The 15,401-nt window shown below is 66.7% G+C and carries 17 protein-coding genes; 9 read left to right on the forward strand and 8 right to left on the reverse strand.

Features of this window, described 5'->3' with window-relative positions:
• Positions 1-106 precede the first annotated feature (106 nt).
• The 3 genes from BLW84_RS26535 (at position 107) to BLW84_RS49975 (ending at position 2,054) form a co-directional block, all read left to right on the forward strand.
• Positions 107-814, forward strand: coding sequence for a DsbA family protein (locus tag BLW84_RS26535; protein ID WP_245761391.1), 708 nt, complete (start codon positions 107-109; stop codon positions 812-814).
• Positions 811-1,689 (forward strand): cytochrome c biogenesis CcdA family protein, encoded by an 879-nt coding sequence (locus BLW84_RS26540; protein WP_093270374.1) that lies wholly within the window; start codon positions 811-813, stop codon positions 1,687-1,689. Before BLW84_RS26535 ends, BLW84_RS26540 begins: the two co-directional genes overlap by 4 nt.
• Before the next feature lie 239 nt (positions 1,690-1,928).
• A complete protein-coding gene (locus BLW84_RS49975) occupies positions 1,929-2,054 on the forward strand; it encodes a hypothetical protein (RefSeq protein ID WP_281247448.1) in 126 nt (41 codons plus the stop codon).
• Between the two features lie 168 nt (positions 2,055-2,222).
• On the opposite strand, the gene BLW84_RS26545 is transcribed toward BLW84_RS49975, so the two are convergent.
• Positions 2,223-3,374: a glycoside hydrolase family 27 protein gene (locus BLW84_RS26545; RefSeq protein ID WP_245761392.1), complete on the reverse strand. Its 1,152-nt coding sequence runs from the start codon at positions 3,372-3,374 to the stop codon at positions 2,223-2,225.
• Positions 3,375-3,425: 51 nt separating this feature from the next.
• Between BLW84_RS26545 and BLW84_RS47690 the strand changes: the two genes are divergently transcribed.
• The 4 genes from BLW84_RS47690 (at position 3,426) to BLW84_RS26565 (ending at position 7,443) form a co-directional block, all read left to right on the forward strand.
• Positions 3,426-4,106 (forward strand): hypothetical protein, encoded by a 681-nt coding sequence (locus BLW84_RS47690; protein ID WP_177226699.1) that lies wholly within the window; start codon positions 3,426-3,428, stop codon positions 4,104-4,106.
• On the forward strand, positions 4,027-4,713 hold the full coding sequence (locus BLW84_RS26550) for an HAD family hydrolase (RefSeq protein WP_177226700.1): 687 nt from the start codon (positions 4,027-4,029) through the stop codon (positions 4,711-4,713). Before BLW84_RS47690 ends, BLW84_RS26550 begins: the two co-directional genes overlap by 80 nt.
• Positions 4,714-5,401: 688 nt before the next feature.
• Entirely contained in the window at positions 5,402-6,532 is a 1,131-nt protein-coding gene (gene ald / locus BLW84_RS26555; protein ID WP_093270381.1) for an alanine dehydrogenase, read from the forward strand.
• Positions 6,533-6,819: 287 nt separating this feature from the next.
• Entirely contained in the window at positions 6,820-7,443 is a 624-nt protein-coding gene (locus tag BLW84_RS26565; RefSeq protein ID WP_093270383.1) for a hypothetical protein, read from the forward strand.
• A gap of 380 nt (positions 7,444-7,823) precedes the next feature.
• Here BLW84_RS26565 and BLW84_RS26570 read toward each other — a convergent pair whose 3' ends face one another.
• From BLW84_RS26570 to BLW84_RS26590, 5 genes are all read right to left on the reverse strand, one after another.
• Positions 7,824-8,651: a hypothetical protein gene (locus BLW84_RS26570; protein WP_093270386.1), complete on the reverse strand. Its 828-nt coding sequence runs from the start codon at positions 8,649-8,651 to the stop codon at positions 7,824-7,826.
• Between the two features lie 252 nt (positions 8,652-8,903).
• Positions 8,904-9,419, reverse strand: coding sequence for an LLM class flavin-dependent oxidoreductase (locus tag BLW84_RS47695; protein WP_093270388.1), 516 nt, complete (start codon positions 9,417-9,419; stop codon positions 8,904-8,906).
• Positions 9,416-9,853, reverse strand: a complete 438-nt coding sequence (locus BLW84_RS47700; RefSeq protein WP_177226701.1) for an LLM class flavin-dependent oxidoreductase — start codon at positions 9,851-9,853, stop codon at positions 9,416-9,418. The genes BLW84_RS47695 and BLW84_RS47700 overlap by 4 nt, the downstream gene beginning before the upstream one ends.
• 32 nt (positions 9,854-9,885) lie before the next feature.
• Positions 9,886-11,115, reverse strand: coding sequence for a DegT/DnrJ/EryC1/StrS family aminotransferase (locus BLW84_RS26585; protein WP_093270395.1), 1,230 nt, complete (start codon positions 11,113-11,115; stop codon positions 9,886-9,888).
• Between the two features lie 34 nt (positions 11,116-11,149).
• The gene (locus BLW84_RS26590) at positions 11,150-11,383 is read right to left on the reverse strand and encodes an SDR family oxidoreductase (RefSeq protein WP_281247449.1); all 234 of its coding nucleotides are present in this window, start codon (positions 11,381-11,383) and stop codon (positions 11,150-11,152) included.
• A 23-nt stretch (positions 11,384-11,406) separates the two neighbouring features.
• On the opposite strand from BLW84_RS26590, the gene BLW84_RS26595 reads away from it, so the two are divergent.
• A complete protein-coding gene (locus BLW84_RS26595) occupies positions 11,407-12,111 on the forward strand; it encodes a TetR/AcrR family transcriptional regulator (protein WP_218157477.1) in 705 nt (234 codons plus the stop codon).
• Between the two features lie 357 nt (positions 12,112-12,468).
• On the opposite strand, the gene BLW84_RS26605 is transcribed toward BLW84_RS26595, so the two are convergent.
• Positions 12,469-12,867 (reverse strand): VOC family protein, encoded by a 399-nt coding sequence (locus BLW84_RS26605; RefSeq protein ID WP_093270400.1) that lies wholly within the window; start codon positions 12,865-12,867, stop codon positions 12,469-12,471.
• A 92-nt stretch (positions 12,868-12,959) separates the two neighbouring features.
• On the opposite strand from BLW84_RS26605, the gene BLW84_RS26610 reads away from it, so the two are divergent.
• Positions 12,960-13,949, forward strand: a complete 990-nt coding sequence (locus tag BLW84_RS26610; protein WP_093270442.1) for a helix-turn-helix transcriptional regulator — start codon at positions 12,960-12,962, stop codon at positions 13,947-13,949.
• Positions 13,950-14,222: 273 nt separating this feature from the next.
• On the opposite strand, the gene sbnA is transcribed toward BLW84_RS26610, so the two are convergent.
• Positions 14,223-15,197 carry a 2,3-diaminopropionate biosynthesis protein SbnA gene (gene sbnA, locus BLW84_RS26620; protein ID WP_245761394.1) on the reverse strand — a complete coding sequence of 325 codons (975 nt, stop codon included), beginning with the start codon at positions 15,195-15,197 and terminating at the stop codon, positions 14,223-14,225.
• Positions 15,198-15,401 lie beyond the last annotated feature (204 nt).

Here is a 15,401-nt window from a genome sequence, read left to right on the forward strand (position 1 = left end):
CAAGACCTCGATCGTCTTGCCCGGGGCACCGAGAAGGCGCCGACGCCGTGATTCTACTATGCACAATAGAAATGCTACTAAGTTTGGTAGAAGAGAGGTGGTTGTGGTGGCTTCGAAGGGCTCACCGGCGTTCCGGTGGGGGTTCGCCGCGTTGGTCGTGGTCGCCGTGGCGGCGCTGGCATGGGGCGCGTTCGGCGGCAGGCCGTCCCCGGAGTCGGCGCAACAACCCGCCGCGACCCAGGAGGACGACATCGCCGCGGTGTTGAAAACCCTGCAGCGGCGCCAGCCCGGTGACCCGTTCGCGATGGGGCGCACCGACGCACCGGTGGTGCTGATCAAGTACGAGGACTTCCGCTGCCCGTTCTGCTCGAAGTTCACCGCCGACGTCGAGCCGGAGCTGATCAAGCGGTACGTCACCCCGGGGGTGCTGCGCATCGAATGGCGCGACTTCCCGATCTTCGGCACGGAGTCCGTGGAGGTCGCCAAGGCAGCCCGGGCCGCCGCCCGCCAGGGCCGGTTCTGGGAGTTCCACAACGCCGCCTACGCGCGGGGCAACAACGGTCACAAGCCGTCGTTCCCGGAAGAAGTCATCCAGCAGGTGGCCCGCGAAGCGGGCGTGCCGGACCTCGCGAAGTTCAACGCCGACCGCAACGACCCGGCGATCATGCAGGCGATCCAGACCGACCTGGCCGAAGGACAGGCGCTCGGGGCGTCCAGCACCCCGTCCTTCCTCATCAACGAGCAGGCGGTGCTCGGCGCCCAGCCACTGGAGCAGTTCGTCACGGTGATCGAAGCGGAACGGACCAAGCCGTGACCATCGGCTACTTCGGCGCGTTCCTCGGCGGCGTGCTGTCACTGCTCAGCCCGTGCTCCGCACTTCTCGTGCCGGCGTTCTTCGCCTACGCATTCGCCGACCGGGTGCGACTGCTGCTGCGCACCGGCATCTTCTACCTGGGCCTGACCACCACCCTGGTGCCGATGGGCGCGGCCGCGGGCTCGATCGGTGCGGTGCTCAACGAGCACCGCGACCTCGTCGTGCTGATCGGCGGATCGATCATGATCGTGCTCGGCGCTGGGCAGATCTTCGGGCTCGGCTTCGGCTCCACGGCGGCGCAACGGCTCAGCGGGCGGATCAAGATCTCCTCGGCGCTGTCGGTGTACCTGCTGGGCACTGTGTACGGACTGGCCGGATTCTGCGCCGGTCCTCTGCTCGGCAGCGTGCTGACGATCGCCATGACTGGAGCCAACCCCGCCTACGGCGGGCTGCTGCTGGCCATCTACGCACTGGGCATGGCGGTGCCGTTGTTCCTGATCGCCGCTCTGTGGGACCGCTTCGACCTCGGGCGACGCCGGTGGCTGCGCGGCCGGGAGCTGAAGCTCGGCCCGCTCCGCGTGCACAGCACCACGCTGCTCTCCGGGCTGGTCTTCATCACACTCGGCGCGCTGTTCCTCGCCACCGACGGCACCGGATCCCTCGGTGGGATCGTCGGCATCGACGCGCAGTTCGCCGCGCAAACCTGGGTACAGCACGTATCGGCGCTCATCTCCGACCAGCTGGTGGTGGTCGGAGTCGTGCTGCTGTTGCTGGCTGGGCTCGGCTGGGCGCTCCTCGCGACCCGCCGCAGCCACGCCACATCGAACGACACTCCCGACGAACTCGACAACGAGCCCCACCGCGCGAAGGAATGAGCAATCGCTGCGGCGGCTCCGAGTGCGCTGGACAGCCGCCGGCGACCTGGTGCCGGTGTTCGACTTCGAGAACACCGGCGAGCCGCCGCGCGCGGAGAAGCCGAGCCCGGTTCCCGAGCCCGTCGACCGCTGGCACCCGAAGCCACCGGAGAAGCAGCGACTTCCGTTGCAGGAACACGGCAGGGGGACCGCGGGCGTTGCCGGACCGGCCCGCGGCGTCGGGCTCGGTTGCCGATGGCGTGATCGCGTTGCCACTGGCCAACAAAGGTCGGCCTGCAGCGCACTTCGCGGTGTGCTCCTATGCCGAGGAGTTCCCCGAGCCGCTACACGTCGAAGTCTCCGGCGAGCACGTCGAGGCCTGCTGAATCTCAAGGAGTACGAGCCGGCGGTTCAGGGTTCGGACCGGTTCTGGTTCGAGCTCAGCGGTTCGACCGCGGGCAAGGCTGCGGCGGGTGGACGTCACGACGCGTCCGAACGACCGCACCAGACGTCTGCGGCGGCAGTGCGGGTGAGAACGAGGATGGGCGTTCTGGTCACGACTTCTCCCCCGGGTTCGGCCACACCCGGTACGCCACTGCGCCGTGCGACGGGACCGACGCCCGGATCTCGCCGCCGATGCTGGTTTCAACGCCCGTCCACAGGTCCCGCGACCGGTAGCCGGCGGCATCGGGCAGTCCGACCTCGCCCGCCTTCGCCTGGATGTCCTGGTCTTCGCCAGTGCGGTTGAACAGCACGACGGCCACCGATCCGTCCGAGACGGGCTTGGCCCACACCTCGGTTTCACCGTCGTCGCGGACCCGGTAGCCCTGTTTCCCGCCCCAGTCCTGGTTGATCGCGATCAGCTCGGGGTTGAGCATGATGTCCTTTGTGGATTGATCCATGGTGCGCAAGTCGTTGCCCGCGAGCAGCGGCGCGTTCAGCAGCGCCCAGAGGGAGAAGTGCGCGCGGTACTCGGCGTCGGTCATGCCGCCGTTGCCGACTTCGAGCATGTCCGGGTCATTCCAGCCATTCGGACCGGAGTGCTGCTCGATGCCGACCTGCTGGTCGAGCAATCCGGTCATGCTGTTCCAGGAGTCACTGATGTCGCCGGTCGTGCGCCACAGGTGGCCGCCGACCTCGCGACCCCACTCCCACGGGTCGTTCTCGCCCCATTCGCAGATGCTGTAGACGATGGGGCGGCCGGTCGCGCGCAGCGCCTCGCCCATCTTCTGGTAGCGCTCGACGGCCGGACGGCCCTCGTTGTTGCAGTTGTCGTACTTGAGGTAGTCCACGCCCCAGTCGGCGAAGGTCCGGGCGTCAACCTCCTCGTGATCGAGGCTGGCGGGCAGGCCCTGGCAGGTCTTGGTTCCCGCAGAGGAGTAGATGCCCAGCTTCAGGCCCTTGGCGTGGACGTGGTCGGCGACCGCCTTGATGCCGGCTGGAAAGCGCACGGGGTCGGGTTGCAGGCGTCCGTCCGCGCCGCGCTCCGGCGCCATCCAGCAGTCGTCGATGTTGACGTACTGGTACCCGGCGTCCTTCATGCCGGAGGCGACCATCGCGTCGGCGGTCTCAATGATCAACTGCTCGTTGATGTCGCAGCCGAACTTGTTCCAGGAATTCCAGCCCATCGGCGGAGCGGGTGCGGGATCGTCCGCGGCCCCCGCGGTGCCGTTCATGGTCAGCAGGAGGGTGGTCACTAGCAGCATCGTTGTTCGGTAGTGCACAGAATCACCCCAATTCGAACGAGAATGAACACGATGGCTCAGGTTCGGCTCGCTGACAAGCCGCCGTACGGCGCAGTGCGGACCTCGACGAAAGGCAATACGGCCAGGGCCAGAAGAGCACGGCGGGCCACTTTCAAGATCAATAACGTGAGCCCGGTGTTCATCGAATTCCGCTCCGGCCATCAACGAGATCGAGGACGTGCCCGACGTCAGCGCGCGCTGGTGCCGTGCGATCACCGACCTCGCCGCGAGCATGCCGACCTGGTCGCAGACCTGATCACCGTCGCACGGAACCGGCACTTGATCAGCTTGCCGGCGGGTCAGCGCAGCCAGCCGATGGTGGTTGACGCTGTGGTGATTGAGATCGCGTGTGGCGCGTTGTGCGGAAGAGGGGCGCGGACACAAGCAGCTCCGCTCAAACGGTGTCGGCGGAACAATGACACCTCGTCACCGGTGGCTCATGGTGGTCTGCAACACGCACGTGGCCGAAAAAAATTCGACGTTAACATCCGACGCAAGTGGTTCCACTTTGTCATTGCTGTCCACAGGCCAGCAGCGGCGCTTTCAGCCTGGAAGACCTCCTACGCCCCGGACTCCAGAAAGACAGGCCGCGGACAGTTGCAGGATATTGCCCATGAAACAATCCCCGAAAATACGGCAGGTCCAGAAAATTTCAACGCCCCCGATTACTGGGATCATCTTCAACCTCGATGATGATGTGCTCATCAACATCAGGAGCATCTGGAAAGAAATCTGGCATGTCCTCCTCACCCTGCGGGGACACCGTCGAATACCCGACGATTCCGTAGAATTCCAGGGCTCCAGGAAATGGCTGGAATGCCTCGCCGCACTGTCCAGAGGCCTGGACCCCACTGAGGTAGAGGAATGGTGCACGGACTACGCGATCAAAGCACTTACCAGCGGAAGCCTGTGCCTGCGTAACGGTTCGACCGACCTCATGTCCTTGGCCGCAGGTCAATTACCGGTTGCACTGGTGTCTTCCGCACCAAGACGATTCGTCGAGGCCGCGGTATCGGCGTTCGAGTGGGGTCAATACTTGACAGCAACGGTACATGCGGATGAGATACCGGACGCCAGGCCCTGCCTCGACATGTATGCGCTCGCCGCGTCGCGACTCGGCGTCGATCCACAACACTGCCTCACACTCGAAACTTCCTGCGATCGAATTTCCTTTACGCAAGCAGCAAACATGGAGGTTCTCTCGATATCCAAGTCAGCATACCCGCCCGAACCGCATGCCCTAGTCACTCAACTCAGGACGCTACTCGCCACGGTCCCGGCGAAATCGGGTTTCAGCTGATGAGTAGTAGCGTGACGGGTCAGAGTGGGTTCCAGGCGTGATGCCGGAGGGCTTGGGCCATTTTGGTCACGTCTTCGACGTCGCCAGAACGCCGCGCTCTCCGTGACCATGCTGTCCTGGAAGGTCGCGGGCCGGGCCTACGCCGCGGCCATGGTCGAGACGGCGGGTCGGCTGGCCGAGGATCTGCACGGGCTGGGTCGCCGCTATTTTGCGGCGCCCCCAGGCTCACCCGCTCGCAACAGTTCACGCTGGTGCCCAGTGCTGGGGCGGTGGCCAGCACGCTGCGAAGCGGCCGCGTCGGGCGAACCTGCTGGCCTGCGGGATCGGTCTGCCCGACACCACGGTCGACGGAGACATGAACTCACTGCGCACCGGCACACCTGAGCTGATGCGACGAGGAATGACGCCCACCGATATGCCTGCGCGAGGGCGGGACCAGGCGGTCGAGCCCGAGCGCGTGGCACCAGAGGTCACGGCCTGGCGGAGGCGGTTCACCGGCGTCCGCTATACGGTGGACCAGACCTGACGAGGCCGCCCCGCCGGTTGTCGCCGACCGCCTCATCCCGCATCGCGGCACAGTGCACGCGAAGCCCGGGAGGGGATGGCCGAGGCGATATCCATGCCATCACGTCCTTCGACGTCCTCACCACCACGTTGATGACGTGAACGATCAAACCCAGAAAGGGGTATGCAGGTGTCGAAACTTGTCGTTGGGGTGCCGAAGGAAATCAAGGACAACGAGAACCGGGTGTCAGTTCAACCCGACGGGGTCGCCGAACTCGTCCACCATGGACACGAAGTACTGGTAGAGACGAACGCTGGCGCCGGTTCGCGATTCACCGACGCGGAGTTCGCCGCGGCCGGAGCCACGATCCTGCCCAACGCAGACGAGGTGTTCACCGGCGCCGACCTGATCGTGAAGGTCAAGGAGCCGATCCCTGCCGAGTACCACCGCTTCCGCGAGGGCCAGCAGCTGTTCACCTACCTGCACTTGGCCGCAGACAAGCCGCTCACCGAGTTCCTGATCGAGCGCAAGATCGACTCCATCGCCTACGAGACGGTGCAAACCGCGGACCAGAAGCTGCCGCTGCTGACTCCGATGAGCGAGGTCGCTGGTCGAATGGCGGTGCAGGCTGCAGCGCATCACTTGGAGAGCCCATCCGGTGGAGCCGGCCTGTTGCTCGGCGGTGTGCCCGGGACCCCGGCGGCGAAGGTACTGATCATCGGCGGCGGGGTGTCCGGCACCGAGGCGGCCAAGATCGCCGCCGGGATGCGGGCCATGGTGCGGGTGCTGGACACCAATCCCTCCCGGCTGGCCTACTTGGCCGACATCTTCGGAGGCAGACTCGACCTGGTGGTACCCAACCGGGCCCGGCTGACGGAGTACATCGCGGAGTCCGACGTGGTCATCGGCGCAGTGCTGGTACCAGGGGCCAAGGCCCCCAAGGTGGTCACCCGGGAAATGATCGCCAGGATGCGTCCCGGCAGTGTCGTCGTGGACATCGCCATCGATCAGGGTGGCTGCTTCGAGACCAGCCGCGTGACCACCCACTCCGACCCGACCTATGTGGTCGACGGAGTGATCCACTACTGCGTGGCCAACATCCCCGGCGCAGTGGCCCGCACCTCGACCCTGGCCCTGACGTCGGCGACCCTGCCCTACCTGATCAATGTCGCCAGCCAAGGCATCCGCGCTGCGGCCCGTCAGGACGACGCGCTGGCCAAGGGCCTGAGCACGCTGGGCGGCGCCTTGGTGAACGAGCCGGTGGCGCAGGCACACAACCTCACCTACACCGACCCCGCCACCGCGCTCGCGTGAACGGCACATTCAGGCCGAAGAACTCCTTGAACGCTGCACTTGCCGAAAATCGTATCCGTGCAGGTCATGCTGCGCGGTGGTACTCGTGGAGGATGCCACCCAGCCGGTCGTGTCGACGTATGCTGAGGGGCTCGGTCTGCTCTGGATCCGTGACCGGCATGGGCAAAGGACGTAGTGGGCGGGCGTTGGAGCTGTGATTCTGCCGCCGTTACTTGGGTACCCATTCGGGGGAAGCACTGACCGGCACTGATTGCCGTTGTCCGACAGTGATCTGGGGGGAGAAGTCTATGGCCACCGACGACACCGCCCGGCGTGAGGCCGGGGACGACGAGGCCGGGACTCGCGGCCCGCTTCTCAAATACAGAGGCAAGAATAATGCGACGGGGACGCTGGGCGGCGGCCAGCCGTTCCTGCTCTACTGGTGCAAGGAGGACAAGGACTGGTTCTACCCGGTCGGTCTGTGGGAGAACACGGATTTCTCTCCCAAGAACACGGTCGGCAAGTCCGAGATCCTTCAGTTCAAGTTCGACACCGATAAGGTCTTTCTCGACGTGCCCGCCTTGCTAGGCACGCCGCTGCTGTGCCGTTTGGGCAGCGAGTCGTGGAGTCGGCCGGTGCAGCGCAAGGGCCAAAACTTCTACATCGCCAGGGGTACCGGCTCGATGCCCATGCGCACTGTCCAGAATGCCGTGATCTACGGCGACCAGCTCCGGTTCGCGCTGCGTATGGACATCGTGAGTCGCGATGACGCGTGGATTTCCAACACGGAGACCACCGGCTCGATCCGGATGCGCGACCGCCAGAATGACCGCGCCTGGCTGGTCGCCGTCCGGCACGGCGACGACTGGGTCGACCCCTTCGGCAGCCAGACCACGTTCGCCAAGCGCTCCTGGGCCGACCTGATCGGCTGAACCACCCCGAGCGCGCCGTCTGGGGCCGCTTGCACGCCTCCATCCGCACCAGCTCCGGCGAGCCCTGCCGGACTCCTGTGCGGGAATTGGGCGCCGACTGCCGACGCCCAATTCCCCTGGGCCTCGCCGCTGATCGTCTTTGGCCGCTGTTTCTCGCTGGGTGGCGCCTGACGCGTTCCGGAAGCAACTCAGGCCATCTACTGGCTACGCCTTGGAGAACCGCCAGGTGCCAGTTGGGCAACAGTGAGGTAGGCAAAGCGGACCAGTACAAGACCTGATCATGTCGGACAGTGATCGGTCACATGCCGAAAGCTGTTGACCTGTACGGAAGTATTTCTCGGCACGTACAGCTGGCCGGCTCCGCGAAGACGGTCTGAGCGCTACCGCGTCGCCCCCTGGGGGTGGGGTTGCGGTGCGGGCACCGGGCGCGGGCCGTAGCGGAAGCGGAACCCGTTGGCTCTTGCGTGCCGGTACTCGACGACGGCCAGCGTCAGCGTCGAGAGCACGCCGCAGATGTTCAGCGCGAACCACAGCGGCACGGGCAGGCTCTTGGTGTCGGGATTGACGATCTCCCTACCGGTGATCAGCAGCACCAGGAATGACGAGGCGACCGGTGCGAGCAGCGGGTGGATTTCGCTGGTCCAGAAGCTGGTGCGCGCGGCCCAGTAGATCGTGCACACCCAGAACGGCGCGTACCAGCAGACTATGAACAGCACCACGAGGATGAAGACCAACAACTTGCCGACCGTGTTGATGGGAACCTCCTCACCGTCGAGCAAGGCGAGCGGAGCGATGGGCAGCGTGATGGCACCCGCGCCGAGCACGACCCGTCCTAACAGTCGTAGGCCGCCGCGCAATAGCTCGGCGCGGTAGCCCGAGCGGGTCATGCCAAGCATTACGAGGAACGACAGCGGCAGCGCCAGCGCCGCGTACCACGCGGTCATGAACGCCTTGCTGAAGGTTTCACCGACCACGTCGAACGGTTCCCGCCACGCCATGCTCGCCGTCACCACCACCAGCAGCCCGGCCACCGATCGCCAGAACGCGAGCCGGTCCAGCAGCCGGTCCTTCGGCAGCGTGCTGATCCTGGGTTTGAACACGAACCTCGCGGCCAGCCACGGCAGGATCAGCGTGACGATGCCACGCCCGAACGCGATGACGTGGTCGGGTTTGATCTCGAAGCCGGGTTTCGGCTGTTCCGCTGACATCTGGCCCCCAGTGCGGCGATTCCCGCGATTCTCCCACAACCCGCAGTCAGACCACCCGCAGAACGCGAACGATCGCGCGAAACCTCCTGGTGTCCCAGGGCTTTCCGCGGCGTGAACGTCGCAGACGAAAGCGGGGTCGTCGGGAACGAATCTCGACGGCCACCTTGCGCAGCACCGCGGAATCGGGTCTTGGCGCGACTGTTTCGGACATCTTGACTCCGTTGTCAAAGGGTCTTTCGGATGGCGGGGCTTTCAGTCCAGCGCGGCCAGCGCCGCGACCAGCGGGGCGACTTCGCCGGCGTCGGCGGCCCCGAAGTCGACGTAGTTCAGCCCGAGTTCCTCCCGGCGGTGCTGGAGTTGCTCGGCGCACTGCTCCGCGGTGCCGACCAGCAGGCCCGTCGACCGCCGGCCGACCGCCGGATCGACCCCGTAGGCCCGGCACACCTCGGCGAGTGCCGCGTCTGTCTGCCGCGGGCTGTCCACCACCCGGCAGGTCCACGTGATCGAGAGGTAGTCCAGTTGGTCCGGGTCGCGTCCGGCGCGCTCCGCCGCCTCCCGGACCCACGCGATCTTCCGCGACATCCGGTCCGGCAGCATGTCCTCGATGACCGCCGCGTTGTAGGCGGAGCCGTGCCGGAGGTTCGAGTGGATCCCGGCGATCTGCGCGCGTTCGCCGGCCATGGTGAGCATCCGCTTCCCGCCGCCGCCGATCAGCAGCGGCGGGTGCGGGGTTTGCACCGGTGCCGGGGAACCGGTCAGGCCGGTCACCGCGTAGGCCTCGCTTCGTGGTGCACCGGCTGGTCGGTGAACAGCGCCTTGATGACCTCGACCGACTCCGCGAGCCGGTCGACCCGCTGTCCCGGTTCGTCGTAGGGCAACCCGGCCGCCGCGTACTCGGCGGCCAGGTAACCGGCCCCGAGGCCGAGGTCCAGCCGCCCACCGGAGAGCACGTCGATGGTGGCCGCCGCGTGGTGGGTGATCACCGGGTGCCGGTAGTCGTTGCACAGGACCAGCGCCATGACCCGCAGCCGCCGGGTGCTCGTCGCGATGGCGGCCAGCGCGGCGATGGGATCCTGGCGGCCCACCAGGAAGTGGTCGGACACCGACACGGCGGTCAGCCCGCTGTCGTCCAGGCGGCGCAGCTGCTCCCGCCACGCGTTCACATCACGCCCGATCGGCGGCGCGTAGAGCGCGGTCTTCACGGGTTTCCTCGGCAACGTCATCGCCTCCGGGGTCAGCCCAACGAGCCGGCCGCAGGCGCGAAGCGCGACGCGAAGGCGTGGATGCTGGCCACCACGTGGTCGAGTTCCTCCGTCGTGGTGCCGTGGCTCATCCCCAGCGACATGCCGCGCTCGAACACGGCGTCGGCGTTGGGCAGCCCGTCGGCCGGGAGCCGGTGTTCGACGCCCCGCATCATCGGGTGCCGGGTGATGTTCCCGCTCCACACCGTGCGCGTGTCGATGCCCGCCACTTCGAGGGACTCCTGCAGGTCGCTGCGCGCGAACCCGGCGTCGGGCCGGACCAGCACCGGGTAGCACAGCCACGCGGTGTGGAAGCCCTCCTGCTGGCGGGGCAGCGAGAACAGCGTCGGGTAGCTGCCGAAGGCCGCGTTGAAGGCGTCGAAGATCTCCGCGCGGCGTTCGAAGTTCGCGCCGAGCTTCTTCAGCTGCTGCAGCCCGAACGCGGCACCGAGCTCGGACGGTTCGAAGTTCCAGGGCAGCACGTCGAAGATGAAGTCGTTGTCGTAGGCCACGCCGTCGAGGTCCTCGCGGAACACCCGCCCGGTCTTGGCGGAGCCGAACAGGTGCGGTTCCGAGCGCCGCCCCCACCGCCGCAGCATCAACGCCTTGTCCCGCAACGCTTCGTCGTCCAGGCACACCATGCCGCCGTTGCCGGCGCAGGTGACGATGTGCGCCATCGCGAAGCTGGTGACCGTGATGTCCGAGCGGCTGCCGGTCTTGGTGCCGCGCAGCGTCGTGCCGATGCAGTCGCAGGAGTCCTCGATCACCTTCAGCCCGTGGCGGTCGGCGACATCCCGGATCACGTCCCAGTCCGGTGCATTCCCCGCGAGGTTGGGGATCAGGATGGCCCGGGTCTTCTCGGTGATCAGCGCCTCGATATTGGTGGCGTCCACGTTGTAGGTGTCCGGCGCGACGTCGGCGAACACCGGGACCCAGCCACCGCGGACGATGGGCGCGACGTCGGTGGAGAAGGTCAGCGGAGAGGTGATCACCTCCGCGCCTTTGGGCAGGTCGAGCAGTTCGAGCGCCAGGTAGATCGCAGATGAGCCGGAGTTGCACATCACGCCCAGCCGCTTGCCGTACAGGTCGGCGACGGTCCGTTCCATCTCGGCGACGTTCTTGCCGATCTTCAGGCCGAACGGCCCGCCACGCAGAACCTCGATGCATGCGTTGATCTCGGCGTCGTCGTGCACGCTGCGGGCGTAGACAACACGTGGGCTCATGGGCTTTTCTCCTCTACTCGTGGGGAAATCTGACTCAGCGGATGGTGGAACCGGCGTCGACGGGCATCGCGATCCCGGTCACGTAGCGGGCGTCGTCCGAGGCGAGGAACAGCAGGACGTTGCTGACGTCGGCGGATTCGATGCGCTCGACCGGGAGGCTGTTCATGAACACCGGCCCGAGGTCCGGCCGCCCTTCCAGCAATCCGGGCAGGACCCTGGAATGCCCTTGTGCGGTGTCCACCCCGGTCGGCAGGACCACGTTCGCCACCGCGATGCACTCGGCACCGCTCGGTGACCGGATGGAAAATTCGTTGCGGCCATGCGATTCTCGATCGATCACACACGCTCATCCGAGATGTCCACTTCGGTCCAGCTGGTCGGCCAGGTTCGCGGCGAGAGCGCTGTCCAGCAGCTCGAACACCTGCCCCAGCGGGTCGCGGTGGTACGTGGCGCGCCGCTGCCGAGCTGTTCGCCGACAAGGGCGTCGCGGCGACCACCGTGCGCGCGATCGCATCCCAGGTCGGAGTGCAGTCCGGCGCGCTGTACCACTACTTCCCGTCGAAAGACGCGATCGTGCGGGAGGTGATCACCAGCTATCTGGAGGAGCTGAAAACCCGCTACGACTCGGCCGCACCCCGCCGGCTCGACGCACGCGCCCGGTTACGCGCCATCGTCGAGGTATCGCTTCGCACCGCCGAGGAAAGCCCGCACGCCACCATCGTCTACCAGAACGAGCTGGCGAACCTCCGCGACCTACCCGAGTACCAGCACACCAAGAAGCTGGCCGACGAAGTGCAGCAGATCTGGCTGGAAACCATCGACGACGGCAAGCGGGCCGGGGTGTTCCGCGGCGACATCCCTTCGAAGGTCTTCCACCGCTTCATCCGCGACGCCGTGTGGCTGTCGATCAAGTGGCGGCACCCGGACGACGCCTACACCAGCGAGGACCTCGCCCGGGACTGCATGTCCATCTTCCTCGACGGCTTCGCCGCATGATGCGCCGCCACCACACCGGGAACCCTGCGGATGCAGATGAACCATCGGGCCGACGTCGCGGCCTTGATCTACGCTCCCCAGCTGTGCCCGCCGTTCGCGTCGGAGCGGTTCCGGCGGCTGGTCGAGGGTGACACGGTAGTCGCCGCCGGACGTCCGGCTGATCGACGGCTTCCCCCCAGGGCGGTGTGCGGCCGCTCGTGGTTGCAGTAGTTCGTCCGTAGACACAACCGCAGACGTCCCTCGGGGGTCAGCGGTGCGTTCCGGTGTCCCCTGCTGTTGGTGCTCCTGGACTCGGTGGCCGCGTTCAGCGGGAGCCCTGGAATCTCAAGGCTCCCGCGTGAGCGGTTGTGCGTGGCGTCAACGTGCGAACTTTTCGATAGCCGCCGGGGTGACGGGGGTGAAGAAGTTGACGAGGTTGCCGTCGGGGTCGCGGAACAGCAGCGACCGGTTGCCCCAGGGCATCGTGGTGGGCTCGGTGACGAAGTCGGTGACGAAGCCGGTCAGGTTCTGGTGAACGCGGTCCACGTCGTCGACGAGGAACTCGCTGATCACGCTGTGGTTGTCCGCCGGGCGGGCAGAGTCCGGGGCGAACAGCGGGACGGTGCGGGTGCTGGCGATCGCGAGGGTGGCGTTGGGGGTCTTTAGTTCGGCGAAGTCCTCGGTGGCCCACATCGCCGGCACCCCGGTGGCTCGCTCGTAGAACTCGACGAGGCGCGCTACGTCGCTGGTGATGATGCGGATCGAGACGAAGTCCATGGTGATCTCCTCGGGCGTGTTTGATTCGTGCACTTCGCAGGCTAGGAGAAATAGTGGACAGAATCGGTCCTGTATTCACGTAGGCTGTGAACATGCCTCGACCCACTGGCCGCGTGCTGACACTCCTGGAGTTGCTGCAGTCCGGCGGCACCCGGACTGTGGCCGAACTCGCCGACCGGCTCGGCGTCGAAGGGCGCACCGTGCGGCGGTATGTGGACCAGCTGATCGACCTTGACGTGCCCGTGGAATCGGTGCGCGGCCGCTACGGCGGGTACCGGCTCGCCCCTGGGTACCGCTTGCCTCCGCTCATGTTCAGCGACGACGAGGCGCTGGCCGTGCTGCTCGGCCTGGTCGCCGGCCGCCGAGCAGGGTTGACGACGACGGAGCACACGGCAAGCGAGACGGCATCGGCGAAGATCCGGCGGGTGCTGCCCAAGCACATCGCCCGCCGGCTCGACACACTCCTGGGGGCTCTCGCCTTCACGGATCAGCCCGGCGAGTTCGACACCCCGGACGCTGGGGTCCTGCTCACCATCGCCGATGCGGTGCGCCACCGCCGACCGATCTCGATCCGCTACACCGACCGCGGCGGACGGCGCAGCGAACGCACGCTGCACGCGTACGGGATCGTCGCCCATTCGGGCCGGTGGTACGTCACGGGCAAGGACCCCGAGATCGGCGAGGACCGAACCTTCCGGCTCGATCGCATCGCAGACGCGCGGACCCTGCCCGGCTCATTCGAAGCGCCCGTGGGTCCCGGTCCGGCACAGCGCGTGTTGTCAGGGTTCGCCACGGCGGAGTACCGGCATGAGGTGACCTTGCGGATCCACGGGACAGTTGAGCAGATCCGCGCCCACCTTCCCGCCAGCGTCGCGAGCCTGGCGGAGCACGAGCCCGAGGCAGGCGAGGACCGGGCGACCGAGCGCTGGCTGCGCGTCGAGCTACGTGCGGAGCAGCTCGACTGGTTGCCTCCGGCACTCGCCTCACTCGACCGGCCGTTCGTCATCGAGCGCCCCAATGAACTACGCGACCTCGTCATCGCGCTCGCCGATCGGCTCGCGTCCCGCGCCCGCCAAGCCTGACAGCGAGGAACCAATGTCATGAGATGGCACATCTAGGACACCGCTGCGGTCAACACCCTAGTACCCCGACAGCAGTTCGTGATGTTCATGGTTCGCGACTCAGTTGTCGCGGGTAGTGGGCTTCGATCCGACCCTGCGCCGCAGCGGCCCGACCTGGCGCGAGTTCCTGCCCGCACAAGCCACCGGTCTCATCGCCTGCGGCTTCCCGAGCATCGACACGATCCGCCTGCAAGGCCTATACGCCCTGGTCCTCCCAGAACACAGGCGCCGGGGTTAGTGGTCTGCGCTCGGATCGGTGGGGGCCGTGCCGAAGCTGCGCTCCACCCATTTCCCGTCGTAGACGGTGTCCAGGTAGTTGACCCCCATGTCCGGGGCGATCGCCAGGGCTGTGAGCTCGTCACCGGCTCGGTTCGCGCGCAGCCACTCGAGGGCGCCGCAGACCACCGTGCCGGTCGAGCCGCCGAAGAGGAATCCGCAGCGGACCATCCTGCGGCACATGGCGATCGTATCGCACTCCGACACGTGGACCACATCGTCCACATAGGACTCTTCCAGGATCTGCGGGCGGACGCCCGTGCCCAGGCCGGGGATGAGCCGCTGCCCGGCCGGTGCGCCGAAGGTCACCGAACCGACGCTGTCGACCGCGACCACGGTCACCCCGGGTTGGTTCTCCCGGAAGTAGCGGGCGCAACCCATCAGCGTTCCCGTCGTGCCGGCTCCGACGAACAGCACGTCGAGGTCCGGGAATGCCTTGGCGATCTCGGGCCCCGTGGTGCGGTAGTGCCCCCGCCAGTTCCCCGGGTTTGCGTACTGGTTCAGCCAGACGTAGCCGGGATTGGCCCGCAGCAGCTCGCGGACGTGGGCGAGGCGTGCGGCCAGGAATCCACCCTCCCGGTCCGGCTCGCTGATCACGTGCACCTCGCTGCCCAGCGCCTCCATCCACCGCCGGGCCGCGCGGTTGCAGCGCACGTCCGTCACGCAGACGAACCGGTAGCCGCGGTGCGCCGCCACCATGCTCAGGGCCACGCCCATGTTGCCCGACGAAGACTCGATCAACGCGCCGCCGGGGCGCAATCGACCGTCCCGCTCCAGCGCGTCCACCATCTCGACCGCGGCCTTGAGCTTGACCGAACCTGCGAAGTTGAAGCCCTCGCACTTGAGGAGCAGCCGACGGCCGACGACGTGCTGCAGGTCGACGTAGATGTCCTCGACGTTGAATTCCAGCGGACTGGAGATGACAGCTGCCACGGTGTGAACCCACTCTCGTCCGGTCACCGGCTGGTGCGGCGAAGCCGTGCGCGATCGCGCGCGGACCGGGGCTTCGCGAGCAGAGTGTTTCGACGGCGCCGATATTTCGGCTATAAAACGGCTTTCCGCCATCGGCGATAGGCCATGTACCGAAGAAATATAGGCCGCCCGGCGATGGTCTGTGCCACGTCCGCACGGAAGGAG

Origin of the sequence: Saccharopolyspora shandongensis (genome assembly GCF_900106995.1) — a bacterium.
Taxonomy (GTDB): domain Bacteria; phylum Actinomycetota; class Actinomycetes; order Mycobacteriales; family Pseudonocardiaceae; genus Saccharopolyspora; species Saccharopolyspora shandongensis.